The sequence below is a fragment of the Alcanivorax sp. NBRC 101098 genome (assembly GCF_001010505.1).
In the GTDB taxonomy this organism is placed as follows: domain Bacteria; phylum Pseudomonadota; class Gammaproteobacteria; order Pseudomonadales; family Alcanivoracaceae; genus Alcanivorax; species Alcanivorax borkumensis.
The window spans coordinates 2,456,497-2,473,605 of the sequence record NZ_AP014613.1 but is presented as its reverse complement, the minus strand read 5'-3'; the positions used below and the strand labels follow the sequence as shown (position 1 = coordinate 2,473,605).

The window sequence follows — 17,109 nt, the reverse complement described above, 5'->3', positions numbered from 1 at the left end:
GCGTCCCGCTTGAGGCGAGAACATCAAGTGCGAATTCATCACAGAGCGTGCTGAACGCTCAGAGTAAACCATTTTATCCTCAGCGTTTTTACGCACTTTGTGTAGAAAAGATTGGCTCCCTTCAGGCCCGAATTCGCACCTCAAGCGGCGTTATTCGCTGCGCTCACCCCTTTGGGGCCGCACTCCGTGCGTTACTCCGCTGCGCTACGTTCCTGCAGCGGCTTTGTAGATAGCAATACACAAGAAGGATTTGTTTGTGGCCAAGAAAAAGATCGCGTTTGTATGCACGGATTGCGGAGCGGATTTTCCCAAATGGCAGGGTCAGTGTCCGGCCTGTAATGCCTGGAATACCTTGCAAGAGTTTGTCCACGATCCTGCTACCCCATCATCAAAAGGGGCGGGCAGCCGGGGCGGCTTTTCCGGCCAGCTGTCAGAAGTGCAAAATCTCAATGATATTGTGCTCGAAGAAACCCCGCGTATCAGTTCCGGCATGGGCGAGCTGGATCGAGTGCTGGGTGGCGGGTTGGTGCCTGGTTCGGCCATTCTGATTGGTGGGCACCCCGGTGCGGGGAAATCTACCTTGCTACTACAAACGCTGTGTAGGCTCTCTGACTCCCAAAGCTGTTTGTATATCACCGGCGAAGAATCCTTGTCGCAAGTGGCTATGCGTGCTGACCGCCTGAAGCTACCCAAGGAAAAACTGCGACTGGCGGCGGAGACTGACGTGGAGCAGATTCTCGAATTGGCCCGCAAGGAGATGCCGAAGGTGTTGGTGGTGGATTCTATCCAGGTCATGTTTCTGGCGGCGTTGCAGTCGGCGCCGGGCAGTGTGGCTCAGGTTCGTGAATGTGCTGCCGCTCTGACTCGCTTTGCCAAGCAGACGGGAACAGTGCTGCTGCTGGTGGGCCATGTAACCAAGGATGGCACCCTGGCGGGGCCGAAGGTATTGGAGCACATGATTGATTGTTCCCTGATGCTGGAAGGATCTACGGATTCGCGCTTTCGTACCCTGCGTGGCCTCAAGAATCGTTTTGGGGCGGTGAACGAGCTGGGCGTATTTGCCATGACCGGCGAGGGGCTGAAGGAAGTAAAAAATCCTTCCGCCATTTTCCTTAACCGGGCCGAGGAGATCGCTTCCGGTTCTCTGGTAACGGTGGTCTGGGAAGGAACCCGTCCGCTGCTGGTGGAGCTGCAGGCACTGGTGGACGCCTCCCACTTCGGTAACCCTCGGCGTATCTGTGTGGGGTTGGAGGGGAATCGGTTGGCCATGTTGCTGGCGGTACTGCATCGCCATGGTGGCATTCAGGTAGGCGATCAGGATGTGTTCATGAATGTGGTGGGTGGTGTGAAGGTTACCGAAACGGCTGCAGACTTGGCCCAATTGCTGGCTATTGTGTCCAGCTTCCGTGACCGGGCGCTGGAGCGCGAGCTGGTGGTGTTTGGTGAGGTGGGCTTGTCCGGGGAAATTCGGCCGGTTCCTCAAGGGCAGGAACGGCTTTATGAAGCAGTAAAACACGGCTTTAAAAAAGCCATTGTGCCGAAAGCCAACTTGCCTAGAAAGCTGCCAGACGGGGTGGACATTATTGGCGTTAGTAACGTGGCTGAGGCGCTGGAATATCTGTAATTAGTTGAGAGTGGAAGAGTTAACCGCTCGCGAATCGATTTTTTATTTTAAAGGGTGGAGCCACGTCGAGAGACAGAGCGCGCTCGCGCTGCCGCTCTATGTTCGAGCCGCTGCGCACCGTTAAAAGATAGGCCCGTGCCTCGCAAGGGACGAGTGAGGGTTTCGTGGTAGGTGTCCTCCATGCCGTTTTCCTCTTGGTAGGGTGTGTTTACCGGTCGTTCAATGACCAGTTGTAGGGTAAAAATCGCACCTTGATACTGCCCTCGCCCAGTGCCGTTTGGCGGTTGTTGGGTATGTCTAAAATATTGGCATACCGCTGGAGGTAGAGGGATAAGCTGCCGGCGCTTTCTGCAAAATCCTCTTGGTACCAGTCAAATATTTTCGAAACTTCCAGGGTGTCTGTTTCGCTGTTGTAGCGGTTGCGTTCACGATCACGGAGAAAACGCTGGGTGCTATCGACCAACTGTTGCTCAAGTTGGTCGCCGACAAAGGCTTCCGGGCGCAACGCAGGGCAACCGATGGAGGCGCAATTGACCGCAAAGTGAATGCGGGGGTCTTTGAGGTTTGGGTTGCCGCGGATAAGTGTGTGCTCTACTTCATCAAGGGTTCTTTTTTGCCCGAGCAGGGTAAAAAAGCGCTGGTCCCAAGGGCCGGAGAAAAAGGTGCCAATATCGCGGATAGAATCAGGGCGCCCGGGTTCTCGCAGAATTAACTCAATGGTGTACGCGTTGTAGGCGTTGATCAGGAAGGCGAGTTGCTGGTCGTTGCTAAACTGAGAGAACGCGTCGGCAGACACTGCGGAGAGGCTGTTGAGATATTTCTTAAGAGCCGCTCGTTCCGCTGCTATACCCTCGTAATTTACTGCGCTGGCCACACCGTTTCGTTGCCAGCTGACGTGCTTTTTCAGCAGGGCGTCCCAGCCACTGTGATCAAACGCCAGTAATGGGCTACTAAGCAATAACAACAAGGATATTAGCAAGCGCATAAACATAGTTACTCCTACTGGTTTTTGCCATGCAAGTGCGGTCTGCCAAAGCATGAAAGGTGTTCTTCAGAGACCGCTTATCGTCGCACGTTATGAATCCGTTCTACCCAACGTAACAGTCCTTCAGGCTTGCGTGCTTTTTTCCATTCTCCGGCGGCAAACTTGTTAGCCTCGGCCATGGTCGGGTAAATGTGGATGGTGCCGAGGATCTTGTTCAGGCCTAGCCCGTGTTTCATGGCCAGCACATATTCGCTGATCAATTCACCCGCATGCTGGCCAACGATGGTGACACCCAAGATTTTGTCGCTGCCTTTGGCAGTGAGGACTTTTACATAGCCAAGGTCCGCACTGTCGGCAATAGCTCGGTCCAGATCATCAATCCCGTAACGAGTGATGTCGTATTCGATGCCTTGTTCGTCAGCTTCTTGCTCGTTGACGCCCACGCGCGCCACTTCCGGGTCGGTAAAGGTGCACCAGGGGATCACCCGGTAATCCACCTTGAAACTTTTCAGGAAACCAAACAGGGCATTGACGCTGGCATACCAGGCTTGGTGGGCGGCGGTATGGGTGAACTGGTACGGGCCGGCCACATCGCCACAGGCATAGATGTTGGGGTAGCGGCTTTGTAGGCGATCATTGGTCTGGATAGTGCCATTGGTCTCGGTGGGCAATTGCAGGGCATCCAGGCCTAGGCCATCAGTGTTGGCCTTGCGACCCACGGCCACTAGCACCTGGTCAAAAGGCAGGGCAGTTTCTTTGCCATCGTGTTCAACCAATAATACTTTCTCGCTGTTCTCTTCGCTGAACCGAACGGCTTTGTGATTAGTAAGTACGTGTACGCCGCTTTCCTTTAGTGAGCGGGTGACAATCTCGCTGGCTTCCGCATCTTCACGAATCATCAGTCGGGGTAGCATTTCGATTTGGGTGACTTCGCTGCCCAGGCGGGCAAAGGTCTGGGCTAGCTCACAACCGATGGGGCCGCCACCCAGTACCAGTAGTCGTTTGGGTTGTTCTTCAATCTGCCAAAGGTTGTCGGAGGTGAGGATATCGATGTCTTCGATGCCCGGAATCGGTGGCACAAAGGGGCGGGCGCCGGAGGCAATAATAATGCTGCGGGCGGTGAGGGTTTCCACGTGATCGCCGTTGCGGATTTCCACTTCCCAGGGCGAGAGGAAGCGCGCTTCGCCTTGACGGCAGTCCACCCCTAGTTCGCTATAACGCTCCACGGAATCATGGGGTTCAATTTTCTCGATCACCTGTTGAACCCGCTCCATCATGCTGGAGAAGCGGAAGCGGCTATTGATAGCCTCGAAGCCGTACTTTTCGGCCTGCTTGTCATTGAACGCAACACGGGCGCTTTTGATTAATGCCTTAGAGGGTACGCATCCAGTGTTCAGGCAGTCGCCCCCCATTTTGTGTTTTTCGATCAGGGTCACTTTCGCTTTCACGGTGGCGGCAATGTAGGCGCTTACTAGGCCTGCGGCCCCTGCCCCGATAACGATCAGGTTGCGGTCGAATTGTTTCGGTTTCTTCCAGCCTTTATAGACTTTGCGTGCTTGCACGCGAGCCATGATGCCCTTGGCGATCCAGGGGAATATGCCGAGCAACACAAAGGCGCCGATGAGTTCTACAGACAGCAGTCCTTTAAGACTGTCAATTTGGCCGAGCTGGGTTCCGGCGTTTACATAGACGGCCGTGCCCGCCAGCATGCCGACTTGGCTGACCCAGTAGAAGGTGCGTGCTTTGATGGGCGTTAACCCCATTACCAAGTTAATGATAAAAAACGGCACCACCGGCACCAAACGCAGAGTGAAAAGATAAAATGCGCCTTCTTTCTTAACCCCTTCGTTGAGTTTTTTCAGCCGTTCGCCGAAGCGGCTCTGAACCGCATCATGGAATAAAAAGCGCGATGCTAAGAACGCCAAGGTCGCGCCGGCAGAGGAGGCAAATGAAACCATCACCAGAGCGATCCAGAAACCGAACAGCGCCCCGGCTGCCAGGGTCATGATGGCAGCGCCGGGTAGGCTCAATGCGGTGACCAGCACATATAGCCCGAAGAAGCCGCCGAGAATGAGCGCGGGATTATCCTGATAGAGAGCATCAAAGGCACTTTGCTGCTGCTTGATATAATCCAGGCTGAAATATTGGCCGAGATCAAAAACAAAGTAGCAGGCAATCAGCGCGGCTAGGGCAGTGAAGAGGAGGCCTTTTTTGATACTCATGTCAGGTCCTGTTAGTGGTGCGTATAAGAGTAAGCATGACGGTTTGATGGTTTTTCTGGCCGGATGTTACAACCATGAAGAGACCTGTGACTTAGCAACAGGCCTCTGCTCCTGCGTTGCTGGTTTGCAAAAAAGGAACATCCAATCCGCAGCCTGCAAAGATGCCGTAATGGGTTTCGAAGTTACCGATAAATTCGAAGTGGTCAGCGAAACGGCTTTTTTCCAGCATGAGCCACGTGTTGCCGCAAACGGGGAAGACTTTTCCCGCTTCAATAGCGTGGTGATCATCCAGGGTGAACGTATCGCGGCTATTTGGGAGTGTGCCTTTATAGATTACCGCCTGGCCATAATCCTCACAGGCTGGCTCCAGAGTGTCGATATTGAACAGCCGATAGGTGGCCGAGTAGAAGCGGATGTTGCCTAGGGCTTTTTCGATTGCGGGGTTTTCAATGGTTAGTGGGCGGGATTCCACCAGCCGAGGATCTGCAAACCCACAGCGCTTGCTCAGGTTGATGAAGTCATTCCAGTACAAGGCTCCCGACAGGCACTCCCCATACAGGATGGGATCTTTGGCCAGGGCAGAAGGAATTCGACGATCGGCATAAACGTCAGAAAAAAAGAACTCGCCACCGGGTTTGAGTAACCGTTTTACGTCGGCGATGACCTTGGCCTTGTTGGTGCTCAGGTTGATCACGCAGTTGGAAATAACAATGTCGAAATAGCCGTCCTGTAAATCCAGTTTGTCGAGCTCTTCGATGTAGCCTTTTAGGAAGCGTACATTACTTTTGCTATGACCAAAGGCCTCGCGGTGATAGTCCAGATGACGGTTGGCGACAGCCAACTGCTCATCGGTCATGTCCACCCCGATCACTTCTCCTTCTTCGCCGACCAGTGCAGAGAGTAGGTAGACATCGCGGCCTGAGCCGGAGCCCAGATCCAAAATTCGCATGCCTTCCAGTTGCTCAGGGGCAACCAGGCCGCAGCCATAGTAGCGGCTAATCACTTCGTCATGGAGTTGCGCCAGCAGGGGTTTCAGGTATTCCGGTGGCGCCTGATCGCAGCAGGCATTGGTTTGCAGGTCGGCACTGGAGTGCAGTTGTTTACCGTAATAATTCTGCACGTCTTCATGCATTGCAGACTCTCCTCAAGATTGTTGTCCGGGTAGGGCTATTAGGATGCAGTAAACGGCCACAGGTTACAGTGCTGGTGAAATGTTTAATGACCCAGTAAGTCAATACCCTTGCGCTTGAAGGGCATCGATGTTCAGTGTCGCATCAAGGTCAGGCGGATAGCGTGAAGGCGACGGCATGACGCAATATACGGTGAGTTGAGACGGTACGTTGAGGTATCAGGCGTGGCCACTTGCGGCTGATGTAGGCTGCCCCTTCCTGAGAAGGGGGCAATCGTTATCGGCGGCTGTCGATGCTGAGCAGCGTGTCCTGATCACGGAGTAAATACAAGGCGATACAGGCGGCCAGCATCGGCCAGGCGGCAAAAAACAACAGGTGGTTGAATGGATCAAGATATTGTTGCCAAGAGGATAGGGTGGAGCCGGCGTGCATCAGCAAGATAGCACCATAGCTGTAACGGCGCAGGGCGCCAGCGACGAAAGCCAGAATGACGATCAATTGCAGGCAGGCCAATACCGTAAGGGTGCTGCCATCGAGCCCTTCTAGGCCATAAAACTTGGCAAACACCTTGCCGGTATGGGCGGGATTGATGAATTTGTCCAGGGTCCACATCAACATGACGATGAAGACGCCGAGCCTTAACAATAACAGTGAGAGCGCAAGTTTTTTTTCCATGATCTGCCTAAAGGGTGGGAAATGAATAACAGGGATGCGGTAACGCAGGCATTGTTACACGCGACGTCTTGCCTTAGGCATTTCAACCGTGAGCTAAGGAACTCTCGAGGTGTCGAGCTTTTCCAAGATGTCCCGGGTCTGGGCATCATCCAACCTATCCGTTTCGCGAGGGAGAGTGTTCACCAGCACGCGTAGCTGGTGCACATAGCGGCGACAGTGGTGGCACATCAGCAGGTGCATACGCAACGCGATGCGCTCACGCATGGTCAGGGAGGTGCCGTCTACGAGGGCATCCGCTTTTGCGACGACGTCTTTGCATTTCAACATTCGCCTGTCTCCTGAAAGTGGTCCACCAATTCAAACAATCGTGCTCGGGCACGGTGTAACAGCACTCGAACGTTCGATGCGCTAACGTCTAGCATGTTACAGATATCGTCGAAATCCATGCCTTGCAGGTCCCGCAGCTCCAATACCAGACGCTGATTGTCTGGCATTTTCCCTAAGGTTTTTTCCATGCAATGGCGCAGCTCGTCTCGGGTTAGCAGGGCATCGGGCCCATTTAGGTCCCAGTGTTGTGGCGGATGGTCCCAGTGTCCGTCGTCGCGAAAACGGTGGTCTAAAGGCGCCCGCTCATCGATGGGGTTAAATTGGATTTCCCGCCCCCCCTTGCGCAGCATCATACGTGCTTGGTTGATCACAATGCGGGTAAGCCAGGTGCGCAGCAGGCTGCGCCCTTCGAATTTGGCGATGGCCCGGTATGCGGCTATCCAAGCATCCTGTACGGCCTCTTCTGCATCCGCAGCCGACAACAGGGTGCGTGCGGTGGCCAGCAACATGTTGTGATGGGTTTTAACCACTTGGCCAAAAGCTACTCGGTCTCCCTGGCGCAGACGTTCAATGAATTCCGGGCTTTCCAGGGTTGGGTCCAAGGTGTTAGGCCTCCGGTGTGAGTAGGGAGGCGGGGTCATCTTCGCCGTCGTCGCCTTGATGGAGCATGACAATGCGGCGCAAGTGCTGCACGTCATCGATTGATGGCCGGTCGAACATGATCCCGATGTCCCGGCCCGCTAAACGTTTCACTTTTGCGGGGAGGGTCAGCGTGACATCGGAATCATCCAGGGTAATGCTCAGGGTGACTGAGGACGAGTCGGGTAGCGCCAGCGATGTGCTGCTGTTGAGGCGCGCGCCTATGATTGAAATGTCGTCCAGTGACACCGGGTGGCTATCCTGCTGGAAAGTCAGGGTGGCTTCTGCGTCGAAGTCCACCCGGTTGGCCCGTCGTCTTTCGTTCATGTTGTCACCCCTGTTGCGCCCCGATACCGGCATGCCTTTCCCCGGTATTGTGGCGTGCGAATCAGACTTCGATTCGCTTGTATTTCATCCGCTTGGGTTGCAGGGCTGCATCACCGAACTGCTTGCGCTTGTATTCTTCATACTCGGTGTAAGAGCCCTCGAACCACTCTACCCGGGCATCGCCCTCGAAGGAGAGGATATGAGTGGCGACCCGATCCAGAAACCAGCGATCGTGGGAAATGACGATGGCGCAGCCAGGGAAGGCCAGCAGAGCTTCTTCCAGTGCCCGCAGGGTTTCCACGTCCAGGTCGTTGGTCGGCTCATCGAGCAGCAATACGTTGGCGCCCTGTTTAAGTAATTTCGCGAGGTGCAGACGGTTACGTTCACCACCGGAGAGGTCGCCGACACGCTTCTGTTGATCGCCACCTTTGAAATTGAACCGGCCCAAGTAGGCGCGGCTGGGCACTTCATAATTACCTATGCGCAGGATGTCATTGCCGTCGGAGACTTCTTCCCAGACGCTCTTGTTGCTATCCAGGTCTTCGCGGCTCTGGTCCACGTAGGCCATCTGTACGGTGTCGCCGGTGATGATTTCACCGCTGTCCGGGGTTTCCTGGCCTGCCAACATGCGGAATAGGGTGGTTTTACCCGCACCGTTGGGGCCGATAATACCAACGATGGCCCCGCGAGGAATTTGGAAGTCCAAGTCTTCGTATAGCAGCTTGTGGTCGAACTGCTTGGCCACGTTTTTGATTTCGAAAACCTGTTCGCCCAAGCGCTCGCCCGGCGGAATATAAAGCTCTTGGGTTTCGTTGCGCTTCTGGAATTCCTGGCTGGCCAGTTCTTCAAAGGCGGAGACACGGGCCTTGTTCTTGGCGCGGCGGCCTTTCGGGTTCTGACGTACCCATTCCAGTTCCTTTTCCACTGTTTTACGGTGGGCCGATTCGCTTTTCGCTTCCTGCTCCAGGCGCTGTTCTTTCTGTTCCAGCCAAGAGGAGTAGTTGCCTTGCCAAGGAATGCCTTCGCCGCGATCCAGTTCAAGAATCCACTCGCAGGAATTATCGAGGAAGTAGCGATCGTGGGTTACCGCCACCACGGTGCCGGGGAATTCGTGCAGGAAACGCTCCAGCCAGGCCACGGATTCCGCATCCAGGTGGTTAGTGGGCTCATCGAGCAACAGCATATCTGGTGCGCTCATCACCAGCCGGCACAACGCCACTCGGCGGCGTTCGCCACCGGACAGGGTTTGCACGCTGGCATCCCAGGGCGGCAGGCGCAGGGCGTCGGCGGCGATCTCCAGCTTGCGCTCCAAGTTATGGGCGTCGCTGGCTTCGATGATGTCTTCCAGCTTGGCCTGCTCGGCGGCCAGTTTGTCGAAATCCGCATCTTCGGCGGCATAGGCTTCGTAGACTTCTTCTAGGCGCTGCTGGGCGTCACGAATATCGGCCACGGCTTCTTCCACGATTTCGCGGACATTTTTTTCCGGGTCCAGCTCCGGCTCCTGGGGCAGGTAGCCGATGTTGGTGCCCGGCTGCGGCCGCGCCTCACCCAGGTAATCCTGGTCAACGCCGGCCATGATGCGCAGCAGCGTGGACTTACCGGAGCCGTTCAGGCCCAGCACGCCGATTTTGGCGCCGGGGAAAAACGACAGGGAGATGTTCTTCAGGATGTGCTTCTTGGGCGGGACAACTTTGCCCACCTTGTCCATGGTGAAGATGTACTGGCTCATAAACTCCGACCGCAGTCTGTATCAATGTGCGAGGCTCGATGCAGGTTGGCTGCAGGCCCCGGCAGGGGTTCTTGGATTGGCGCCTAAGCTAACGGAAAGCGGCCGGGAGTGAAAGTGCATGGTCTGGGTTGATGCCAGAAAAGCAGGTGCGTTGAGCCATGAGATGACCGGCCGGTTTCCATGAGCGGACTTCAAGTGCCAAAGCGGCTAGATTTGGGTAGAATACGCGCCCCTGAATCCACCACTGACTCCGTAGGGTAGCCCATGTTCCCGAAATCCATGTCCATCGCCGAGTTTGACCCGGAAATCAAGGCCGCTATTGAGGCCGAAGAAGTCCGCCAGGAAGAGCATATCGAGCTGATCGCCTCTGAAAACTATGCCTCGCCAAGGGTTATGGAAGCCCAGGGCTCCGTACTGACCAACAAGTACGCCGAGGGCTATCCGGGCAAGCGTTATTACGGCGGTTGCGAGAATGTGGACGTGGTTGAGCAGTTGGCTATCGATCGGGCCTGTGAGCTGTTCGGCGCGGATTGGGCCAATGTGCAGCCGCATTCCGGTTCCCAGGCCAATGGCGCGGTTTACATGGCTATGCTCAAGGCGGGCGATACCGTGTTAGGCATGAGCCTGGATGCCGGTGGCCACCTGACCCACGGTGCTAAGCCGAACTTCTCCGGTAAGACCTATAACGCGGTGCAGTATGGTCTGGACAACGAAACTGGGCTGATTGATTACGATCAGGTGGCGTCTCTGGCCCGCGAGCACAAGCCGAAAATGATCGTGGCCGGCTTCTCTGCCTATTCGCAGATTGTCGACTGGCAGCGTTTCCGTGACATCGCCGACGAAGTGGGTGCGATCCTGCTGGTGGACATGGCCCACGTGGCAGGTCTGGTTGCTGCGGGTGTGTACCCGAGCCCGGTAGGCATTGCGGATATCACCACGACCACTACCCACAAGACCCTAGGCGGCCCCCGTGGCGGTCTGATCATGGGTAAGGCCAGCGAAGAGATTCAGAAGAAGATCAACTCTGCTGTGTTTCCCGGTGGCCAGGGTGGCCCGTTGGAGCACGTGATCGCCGCTAAAGCGATTTGCTTCAAAGAAGCCATGCAGGACGACTTCAAGGGCTACCAGCAGCAGGTAGTGAAGAACGCCCAGGCCATGGCCGGTGTGTTCATCGAGCGTGGCTTTGATGTGGTTTCCAATGGCACCGAGAATCACCTGTTCCTGCTTAGCTTGATCAAGCAGGACATTACCGGTAAAGATGCGGACGCCGCCTTGGGCCGCGCCAACATCACCGTGAACAAAAATGCTGTCCCCAACGATCCGCGCTCCCCGTTCGTTACCTCCGGCCTGCGTATCGGTTCCCCCTCCATCACCCGCCGTGGTTTTGATGAAGCGGATGCCAAGGCGTTGGCTGGCTGGATCTGCGACATCCTCGAGAACATGGGTGATGAAGGCGTGATTGAGCAGGTTAAAGGCAAGGTTAAAGAGATTTGTGCTCGCCTGCCGGTGTACGAGCGCTAAAAAAGCCGCAAGCAGCAATGCGGATAGATGTGCTCGTAGTTTGCCGTTTTGAGGGCCGCGACCGAATTTCGGTGGCGGCTTTCTTGTCTCTGAAATCTCGGTGTTGTGACGCTATCATTGGTAAGGTTTGTGTTTGAAGCTTGTTGCTTTCCGCTAGGCCGTTAGGAGACGTCCATGTACTGCCCGTTTTGCTCTGCTCAGGACACCAAGGTGATCGATTCCCGTCTGGTGGCGGATGGGGTGCAGATTCGTCGGCGTCGCGAGTGCTTAAGTTGTACGGAGCGCTTCACCACCTTTGAGACAGCGGAATTAGTGATGCCGCGGTTGGTGAAAACTGACGGGACCCGTCAGCCGTTCGATGAGGCCAAGCTGCGGGCGGGTATGTTACGGGCGCTGGAAAAGCGGCCGGTGAGTATGGAAGATCTGGAAGCAGCGATCAGTCGTATTTGCCATCGTCTACGGGCCACTGGAGAACGGGAGTTGCCCGCTCGGGAGCTGGGTGAGTTTGTGATGGAAGAGCTGCAGCAGCTGGATGATGTGGCTTATGTGCGCTTCGCCTCGGTGTATCGCAGTTTTCAGGATATTTCCGAGTTTTCCGCTGAAGTGGATCGCCTGAAAAAGGCGGGCGGCAAACCCGGTGACAAGCTGGGTGAGCCAAAAGAATCATGAGTTTTTCGGCTGCCGACCACCAGTACATGGCTCGAGCGTTGCAGTTGGCACGTCGTGGGCTGTATACCACGGACCCTAATCCGCGGGTAGGGTGCGTGTTGGTGCGTGATGGCGCGGTGGTTGGTGAGGGTTTTCATGCCCGCGCCGGGACTCCCCACGCCGAGCGTCATGCACTGGCACAAGCCGGTGAGCGGGCGCGGGGCGCTACTGCCTATGTGACCCTGGAGCCCTGCTCTCACACTGGGCGCACCGGCCCCTGTGCTGATGCGCTAATCGATGCCGGCGTCACGCGGGTGGTGGCTGCCATGGAAGATCCGAATCCGCTGGTGGCGGGGCAGGGTTTGCAGCGCTTGGCGGATGCGGGAATCGCCACTGCAGTCGGTTTGCTGGAAGCGGAGGCCCGAGCCCTGAATCCGGGTTTTGTTTCCCGCATGACCCGTCAGCGTCCCTATATCCGTATCAAGATTGCCGCCAGCGTGGACGGGCGCACCGCCATGGCCAATGGCGAATCCCAGTGGATTACCGGCCCAGCCGCCCGCGAAGACGTGCAGCGTCTACGCGCGCGCAGCTCTGCGGTGATAACCGGTGTGGGTACGGTGCTGGCGGATCGACCCTCTTATACAGTGAGGCCTAGACAGTGGCGCTTGGCCGAATACCGCCAGCATGCGGCTGACGACGATTGGGTGCGACAGCCTCTGCGGGTGATTCTAGATCGCACCCTACGCACGCCGCCGGATGTGCCGGTGGTCAGCGCCTTAGGGCATTGTTTGTTGGTGGCAGGGGAACAACACCCAGGACGCCAGAATGCGCTGGAGTCCGCCGGTGCGGAAGTAATGCTCTTGCCCGCCTCCGGTTCCGGGATCGACTTGCAGCAGTTGTTAATCGAATTGAACCGGCGCGAATGTAACGAAGTGCTGGTAGAATGTGGCGCCACACTGGCCGGTGCCTTTGTTCGCGAGGGTTTGTTCGACGAAATTCTTGTGTATATGGCGCCAACTCTGCTGGGTTCGTCCGCCCGGCCGTTATTGGGGTTGCCGCAACTGGCCAGCATGAGTGAGAAAGTGGCGCTGAAATGGCAGGATGTGCGCCAAGTTGGTGATGATCTGCGTCTGACGCTGGTTTCGGCCTGATCAACGACCCTCCTTTTTCCGCCCGAATTCAAGAGGTTTCCATGTTTACCGGCATTATCGAATCCATGGGCAAGGTGGCCGCGATGACCCCAAAAGGGGGCGATGTGACCTTGTTAATCAAGAGCGAAGGGCTAGATTTCGCCGATGTTAAGCTAGGCGACTCCATTGCGGTGAATGGCGTATGCCTTACTGCAACCGCCCTGCCTGGCGGCGCTTTTGAAGCAGATGTGTCTGGCGAAACCTTATCGTTGACGTCATTGGCGCAGATCAGCGTGGGTAGCACGGTGAACTTGGAAAAAGCGCTGACGCCGTCTTCCCGGCTGGGAGGACACTTGGTCAGTGGTCACGTGGATGGTCTGGGCAAAATTGTCGAGATGAAGCAGGATGCTCGCTCGGTGCGCATCGATATTGAGGCACCTGCGGAGTTGGCCAAATACATTGCCCACAAGGGCTCAATAACCGTTGATGGCATCAGCTTGACGGTGAACAGTGTGGCGGGTGCGGTGTTTTCCCTGAACATCATTCCGCACACCCAGGAGGTGACCACCATCGGCCAATGGAAGGTGGGGACGCCAGTGAACCTGGAAGTTGATATTATAGCGCGCTATCTGGAACGCCTGCTCTTGGGAGAGAAGGCCGCCGAGCCCGCTTCTGAAGGTATTTCCATGGCATTCCTAGCGGAAAATGGGTTTCTGAAAGGCAGTTAAAGGTTGAAAGTTAGAACGCAAATCAGGCGTTGAGGATGGTATTACGCGCCTTGGCCACGATTTGGGCTAAGCGCGGGCACGGCACAGGTGAAGTACTGTGCCAATCCGCGTTCCCACGTTTAATTTTTAACTTTCAACTCCAACAGCGAGTGAAGTTATGCAGCTCAATAGTATTGAAGAACTGATCGAAGATATCCGTCAGGGAAAGATGGTTATTCTGATGGACGATGAGGATCGCGAGAACGAAGGTGACCTGGTGATGGCTGCGGAACATGTGACTGCGGAAGCCATTAACTTTATGGCCAAGTATGGTCGTGGCCTGATCTGTATGCCCATGTCCCGCGAGCGGTGTGAGTTGCTGGATTTGCCCTTGATGGTGCAGAGCAATGGCAGCGGTTTTGGCACTAAATTCACCGTCTCCATCGAGGCCCGCGAAGGTGTCACCACCGGTATTTCTGCGGCCGACCGTGCCCGTACCGTGCAAGCCGCCGTCGCCCGTAATGCCCGCGCCGATGACATTGTGCAGCCGGGCCACATTTTTCCGCTGATGGCGGAGCCGGGTGGCGTACTACGCCGGGCCGGGCATACCGAGGCCTCCTGCGATCTGGCTGCACTGGCTGGCTGCGAGCCGTCCGGGGTGATTTGTGAAGTCATGAATGAAGATGGCTCCATGGCCCGCCGCGAAGACTTGGAAGTGTTTGCCGCGGAGCACGATCTGAAAATCGGGACTATTGCGGACCTGATTCAATATCGTGCCCTGAACGAACAGACCATCGAGCAGGTGTCCGATCACGAGCTAGAGACCTGGTACGGGAATTTCCGTTTGGTGGCGTTCCGCGACACCGTGGATGGGTTGACCCATGTGGCGCTGGTGAAGGGCGATATTCACGAGGATGAAGAAGTGGCAGTGCGGGTGCACCAAGTGGATCCGTTGCGTGATTTAATGAGCGCGAAAATGAATGGCCGTACCGGCTGGAACATGCACCGAGTGCTTGAAACTGTTTCCCAGTCTGATGCCGGTGTGGTGATTATTCTGGGTCAGGATTATGCCTCCAACGATATTGTGGAGCGCCTAGATGTCTTTTTCGGTGGTGCTGCAGGCAAGCCAAAGGGCGAATCCCGTGCTTACCGTAATATTGGCACCGGCTCCCAGATTCTGAAGGCGCTGGGAGTGCGCAAAATGCGCTTGCTCAGTTCTCCTATGAAATTCAATGCGTTGAGCGGTTTCGATTTGGAAATCACTGAGTATGTCGACGCGGATAGTTAAGCGAAACGCTTGATGCTTGACGCCCGACGCCTGACGCTGTCCCATTTAAGCGTTGAGTATTGGGCTTCCTGCGTCAGGCAGCTAATCGAAACCACTGGAAGTACTTGGTTAACCAAGTGCGACTAGCGATCAGGACAAAACAGATGCAAAACATTAAAACCCTTGAAGGTACCCTGAGCAACGTCGGTGGCCGTTATGGCATTGTGGTGGCTCGCTTTAATAGCTTTGTGGTGGAAGCCTTGCTGGATGGCGCTGTTGATGCGTTGGTGCGTCATGGGGTGAGCCGCGATGACATTGAAATTATTCGGGTGCCCGGTGCCTGGGAAATGCCAGTGGCAGTGAAGAAAGTGATTGAGAAGCGCAGCTACGATGCCGTGATCGCGTTGGGCGCGGTGATTCGTGGTGGTACCGCTCACTTTGAGTTCGTGGCCGGTGAAGCCGCAAAGGGTATTGCTTCGGTGCAGAACAGCACGGGCACGCCGGTGGCGTTTGGTGTGCTGACGGTAGACACCATTGAGCAAGCCATTGAGCGTTCCGGCACCAAGGCCGGTAATAAAGGGGCAGAAGCCGCCCTGTGCGCACTAGAAATGGTGTCGCTGTTTAACGCCCTATAATGCCAGGGGCGCAGCGCCCCGGCATCGCTTTTCGTTATCCGAGGTCGCATGAACAATCCATCTACACCCAGTGCCCGTCGCAAGGCACGTCGTTTCACTCTTCAGGCCCTGTACCAGTGGCAGTTGGCCGGTGCCGCGGTGAGCGACATTGAAGCCCAGTTTCTGGCCAATCAGGACTTCGCCAAGGTGGATCGTGAATACTTTCATGATTTGCTGCACGGAGTGCTGGGCCAGGTAAAAACGCTGGACGAGCAGCTCACGCCATATCTGGATCGGCGTGTAGAGGAGCTGTCGCAGGTGGAAAAAGCGATTCTGCGGCTGGGCGCTTTTGAATTAAAAGAGCGTCAAGATGTGCCTTACCGAGTGGTGATTAACGAAGGCATTGAGCTGGCTAAAGTTTTTGGCGCAGAGGATTCCTTCAAATACGTGAATGGCGTGCTCGACAAGCTGGCACGCCAATTGCGCTATGCAGAAGCATCAGAACGCCGCCCCCGTGACTGATCTGCTTTGATAATGTCGGCTTGCCGTGCGTTCTGCCGGTAAGCCGCGTTATGCTTCCCGCCATGACTGATCCCGCCGATTCACCGCAACCCACTTCGCAAGTACCAGCCTTCATGGACGAGTTTTCCCTGATTCGACGTTATTTTCATCATCGTCAGGGGGATTCCGTGGTGTTGGGGCCGGGGGACGATGCGGCCATTCTGGCCCCCCCGGTGGGGCAACAGCTGGTCATGACCCAGGATACCAGCCTGGCGGACCGACACTTTCCGTCAGATATGGCTCCAGAAGATGTGGGCTATCGCTGCCTGGCGGTGAATATTTCAGATCTAGCGGCCATGGGAGCGATGCCGCTGTGGTTTTTGCTTTCCCTGACCTTGCCAAGAGTAGATGAAGATTGGTTGGCCGGTTTTTCCAACGGGTTATTCGAGTTAGCGGATCAGGCGGGAATTAGCTTAGTGGGCGGGGATATCACACGTGGTCCGCTAGCGATTTCCATTCAAGCCACCGGGGCGGTGCCGCCGGGTCAGGCGTTGCGTCGTGAGGGGGCCTGCGCTGGGGATCGGATATGTGTTGGAGGCGTGACGGGGGGCGGGCTGCTGGGGCTGGAGCAGTGGCAGGCGGGGCAGCGTTATGGGCCTGCCATTGAGCACTTTCGTCGTCCTCGGCCGCAGTGGGAGCTGGGCATGGCCCTGCGCGGCCAGGCCAGCGCTTGTATCGATATTTCCGATGGGGTGCTGGCGGACTTGAATCATATTCTGCAAGCATCGGGGGCGTTGGGCGCCTGTATCGACGAGGCGTCCCTGCCGGAGGATCCTTGCGTGCTGGCCGGATGCAGCGCCGACAAGCAGCGCGCCCTGCAGCTGCAGGGTGGAGATGACTATCTGTTATTGTTTACCTTGCCGCCGCCGCTGCCGATCCCTGAAGGCTGTTATTGCCTGGGTCGAATTGAGGCGCAGCCCGGTATCCGTTTACGGCAGCATGACGGGACCGTACGTGCCTTGAAGGTGTCCGGGTGGCAGCATTTTTAACAGCGCGCAACACG

At 56.2% G+C, this 17,109-nt stretch carries 17 protein-coding genes; 9 read left to right on the top strand and 8 right to left on the bottom strand.

Going from position 1 to position 17,109, the window contains the following annotated elements; translation table 11 throughout:
- Positions 1 to 256: 256 nt before the first annotated feature.
- Positions 257 to 1,624: a DNA repair protein RadA gene (gene radA, locus AS19_RS11165; protein WP_035458870.1), complete on the top strand. Its 1,368-nt coding sequence runs from the start codon at positions 257 to 259 to the stop codon at positions 1,622 to 1,624.
- Positions 1,625 to 1,832: 208 nt separating this feature from the next.
- Here the strand turns inward: radA and AS19_RS11160 are convergent, their stop codons facing one another.
- The 8 genes from AS19_RS11160 to ettA form a co-directional block, all read right to left on the bottom strand.
- Complete coding sequence (locus AS19_RS11160) at positions 1,833 to 2,615, bottom strand: DUF547 domain-containing protein (RefSeq protein ID WP_011589462.1); 783 nt, start codon at positions 2,613 to 2,615, stop codon at positions 1,833 to 1,835.
- 71 nt (positions 2,616 to 2,686) lie between these two features.
- Positions 2,687 to 4,831 carry an FAD-dependent oxidoreductase gene (locus tag AS19_RS11155; RefSeq protein WP_011589461.1) on the bottom strand — a complete coding sequence of 715 codons (2,145 nt, stop codon included), beginning with the start codon at positions 4,829 to 4,831 and terminating at the stop codon, positions 2,687 to 2,689.
- Positions 4,832 to 4,922: 91 nt separating this feature from the next.
- The gene (locus tag AS19_RS11150; protein ID WP_011589460.1) at positions 4,923 to 5,963 is read right to left on the bottom strand and encodes a methyltransferase domain-containing protein; all 1,041 of its coding nucleotides are present in this window, start codon (positions 5,961 to 5,963) and stop codon (positions 4,923 to 4,925) included.
- Positions 5,964 to 6,237: 274 nt separating this feature from the next.
- Positions 6,238 to 6,636, bottom strand: coding sequence for a hypothetical protein (locus tag AS19_RS11145; RefSeq protein ID WP_011589459.1), 399 nt, complete (start codon positions 6,634 to 6,636; stop codon positions 6,238 to 6,240).
- A 93-nt stretch (positions 6,637 to 6,729) separates the two neighbouring features.
- Entirely contained in the window at positions 6,730 to 6,963 is a 234-nt protein-coding gene (locus AS19_RS11140) for a zf-HC2 domain-containing protein (protein WP_046962082.1), read from the bottom strand.
- Positions 6,957 to 7,565 carry an RNA polymerase sigma factor gene (locus AS19_RS11135; RefSeq protein ID WP_011589457.1) on the bottom strand — a complete coding sequence of 203 codons (609 nt, stop codon included), beginning with the start codon at positions 7,563 to 7,565 and terminating at the stop codon, positions 6,957 to 6,959. Before AS19_RS11135 ends, AS19_RS11140 begins: the two co-directional genes overlap by 7 nt.
- 4 nt (positions 7,566 to 7,569) lie before the next feature.
- The gene (locus tag AS19_RS11130) at positions 7,570 to 7,929 is read right to left on the bottom strand and encodes a PilZ domain-containing protein (protein ID WP_035458860.1); all 360 of its coding nucleotides are present in this window, start codon (positions 7,927 to 7,929) and stop codon (positions 7,570 to 7,572) included.
- Between the two features lie 61 nt (positions 7,930 to 7,990).
- Entirely contained in the window at positions 7,991 to 9,658 is a 1,668-nt protein-coding gene (ettA, locus tag AS19_RS11125; RefSeq protein WP_011589455.1) for an energy-dependent translational throttle protein EttA, read from the bottom strand.
- A gap of 264 nt (positions 9,659 to 9,922) precedes the next feature.
- Between ettA and glyA the strand changes: the two genes are divergently transcribed.
- The 8 genes from glyA to thiL all read left to right on the top strand — a co-directional run bounded on the left by glyA (position 9,923) and on the right by thiL (position 17,095).
- Positions 9,923 to 11,179 (top strand): serine hydroxymethyltransferase, encoded by a 1,257-nt coding sequence (gene glyA, locus AS19_RS11120; protein ID WP_011589454.1) that lies wholly within the window; start codon positions 9,923 to 9,925, stop codon positions 11,177 to 11,179.
- A 174-nt stretch (positions 11,180 to 11,353) separates the two neighbouring features.
- Positions 11,354 to 11,848, top strand: coding sequence for a transcriptional regulator NrdR (nrdR, locus tag AS19_RS11115; protein ID WP_011589453.1), 495 nt, complete (start codon positions 11,354 to 11,356; stop codon positions 11,846 to 11,848).
- On the top strand, positions 11,845 to 12,978 hold the full coding sequence (gene ribD, locus AS19_RS11110) for a bifunctional diaminohydroxyphosphoribosylaminopyrimidine deaminase/5-amino-6-(5-phosphoribosylamino)uracil reductase RibD (RefSeq protein ID WP_011589452.1): 1,134 nt from the start codon (positions 11,845 to 11,847) through the stop codon (positions 12,976 to 12,978). Before nrdR ends, ribD begins: the two co-directional genes overlap by 4 nt.
- A 41-nt stretch (positions 12,979 to 13,019) precedes the next feature.
- On the top strand, positions 13,020 to 13,685 hold the full coding sequence (locus tag AS19_RS11105) for a riboflavin synthase (RefSeq protein WP_011589451.1): 666 nt from the start codon (positions 13,020 to 13,022) through the stop codon (positions 13,683 to 13,685).
- Between the two features lie 157 nt (positions 13,686 to 13,842).
- Positions 13,843 to 14,952, top strand: a complete 1,110-nt coding sequence (ribBA, locus tag AS19_RS11100; protein ID WP_011589450.1) for a bifunctional 3,4-dihydroxy-2-butanone-4-phosphate synthase/GTP cyclohydrolase II — start codon at positions 13,843 to 13,845, stop codon at positions 14,950 to 14,952.
- 143 nt (positions 14,953 to 15,095) lie between these two features.
- The gene (gene ribE, locus AS19_RS11095; RefSeq protein ID WP_011589449.1) at positions 15,096 to 15,566 is read left to right on the top strand and encodes a 6,7-dimethyl-8-ribityllumazine synthase; all 471 of its coding nucleotides are present in this window, start codon (positions 15,096 to 15,098) and stop codon (positions 15,564 to 15,566) included.
- Between the two features lie 48 nt (positions 15,567 to 15,614).
- Positions 15,615 to 16,067 (top strand): transcription antitermination factor NusB, encoded by a 453-nt coding sequence (nusB, locus tag AS19_RS11090; protein WP_011589448.1) that lies wholly within the window; start codon positions 15,615 to 15,617, stop codon positions 16,065 to 16,067.
- A 62-nt stretch (positions 16,068 to 16,129) separates the two neighbouring features.
- Positions 16,130 to 17,095, top strand: a complete 966-nt coding sequence (gene thiL / locus AS19_RS11085) for a thiamine-phosphate kinase (protein WP_231860806.1) — start codon at positions 16,130 to 16,132, stop codon at positions 17,093 to 17,095.
- Positions 17,096 to 17,109: the final 14 nt, after the last annotated feature.

What these genes read in the sequence shown, in the direction of transcription:
- AS19_RS11160 (WP_011589462.1), bottom strand. Translation starts at nt 2,615, where the DNA reads ATGTTTATGCGCTTGCTAATATCCTTGTTGTTATTGCTTAGTAGCCCA.
- AS19_RS11155 (WP_011589461.1), bottom strand. Translation starts at nt 4,831, where the DNA reads ATGAGTATCAAAAAAGGCCTCCTCTTCACTGCCCTAGCCGCGCTGATT.
- AS19_RS11150 (WP_011589460.1), bottom strand. Translation starts at nt 5,963, where the DNA reads ATGCATGAAGACGTGCAGAATTATTACGGTAAACAACTGCACTCCAGT.
- AS19_RS11145 (WP_011589459.1), bottom strand. Translation starts at nt 6,636, where the DNA reads ATGGAAAAAAAACTTGCGCTCTCACTGTTATTGTTAAGGCTCGGCGTC.
- AS19_RS11140 (WP_046962082.1), bottom strand. Translation starts at nt 6,963, where the DNA reads ATGTTGAAATGCAAAGACGTCGTCGCAAAAGCGGATGCCCTCGTAGAC.
- AS19_RS11130 (WP_035458860.1), bottom strand. Translation starts at nt 7,929, where the DNA reads ATGAACGAAAGACGACGGGCCAACCGGGTGGACTTCGACGCAGAAGCC.
- ettA (WP_011589455.1), bottom strand. Translation starts at nt 9,658, where the DNA reads ATGAGCCAGTACATCTTCACCATGGACAAGGTGGGCAAAGTTGTCCCG.
- glyA (WP_011589454.1), top strand. Translation starts at nt 9,923, where the DNA reads ATGTTCCCGAAATCCATGTCCATCGCCGAGTTTGACCCGGAAATCAAG.
- nrdR (WP_011589453.1), top strand. Translation starts at nt 11,354, where the DNA reads ATGTACTGCCCGTTTTGCTCTGCTCAGGACACCAAGGTGATCGATTCC.
- ribD (WP_011589452.1), top strand. Translation starts at nt 11,845, where the DNA reads ATGAGTTTTTCGGCTGCCGACCACCAGTACATGGCTCGAGCGTTGCAG.
- AS19_RS11105 (WP_011589451.1), top strand. Translation starts at nt 13,020, where the DNA reads ATGTTTACCGGCATTATCGAATCCATGGGCAAGGTGGCCGCGATGACC.
- ribBA (WP_011589450.1), top strand. Translation starts at nt 13,843, where the DNA reads ATGCAGCTCAATAGTATTGAAGAACTGATCGAAGATATCCGTCAGGGA.
- ribE (WP_011589449.1), top strand. Translation starts at nt 15,096, where the DNA reads ATGCAAAACATTAAAACCCTTGAAGGTACCCTGAGCAACGTCGGTGGC.
- nusB (WP_011589448.1), top strand. Translation starts at nt 15,615, where the DNA reads ATGAACAATCCATCTACACCCAGTGCCCGTCGCAAGGCACGTCGTTTC.
- thiL (WP_231860806.1), top strand. Translation starts at nt 16,130, where the DNA reads ATGACTGATCCCGCCGATTCACCGCAACCCACTTCGCAAGTACCAGCC.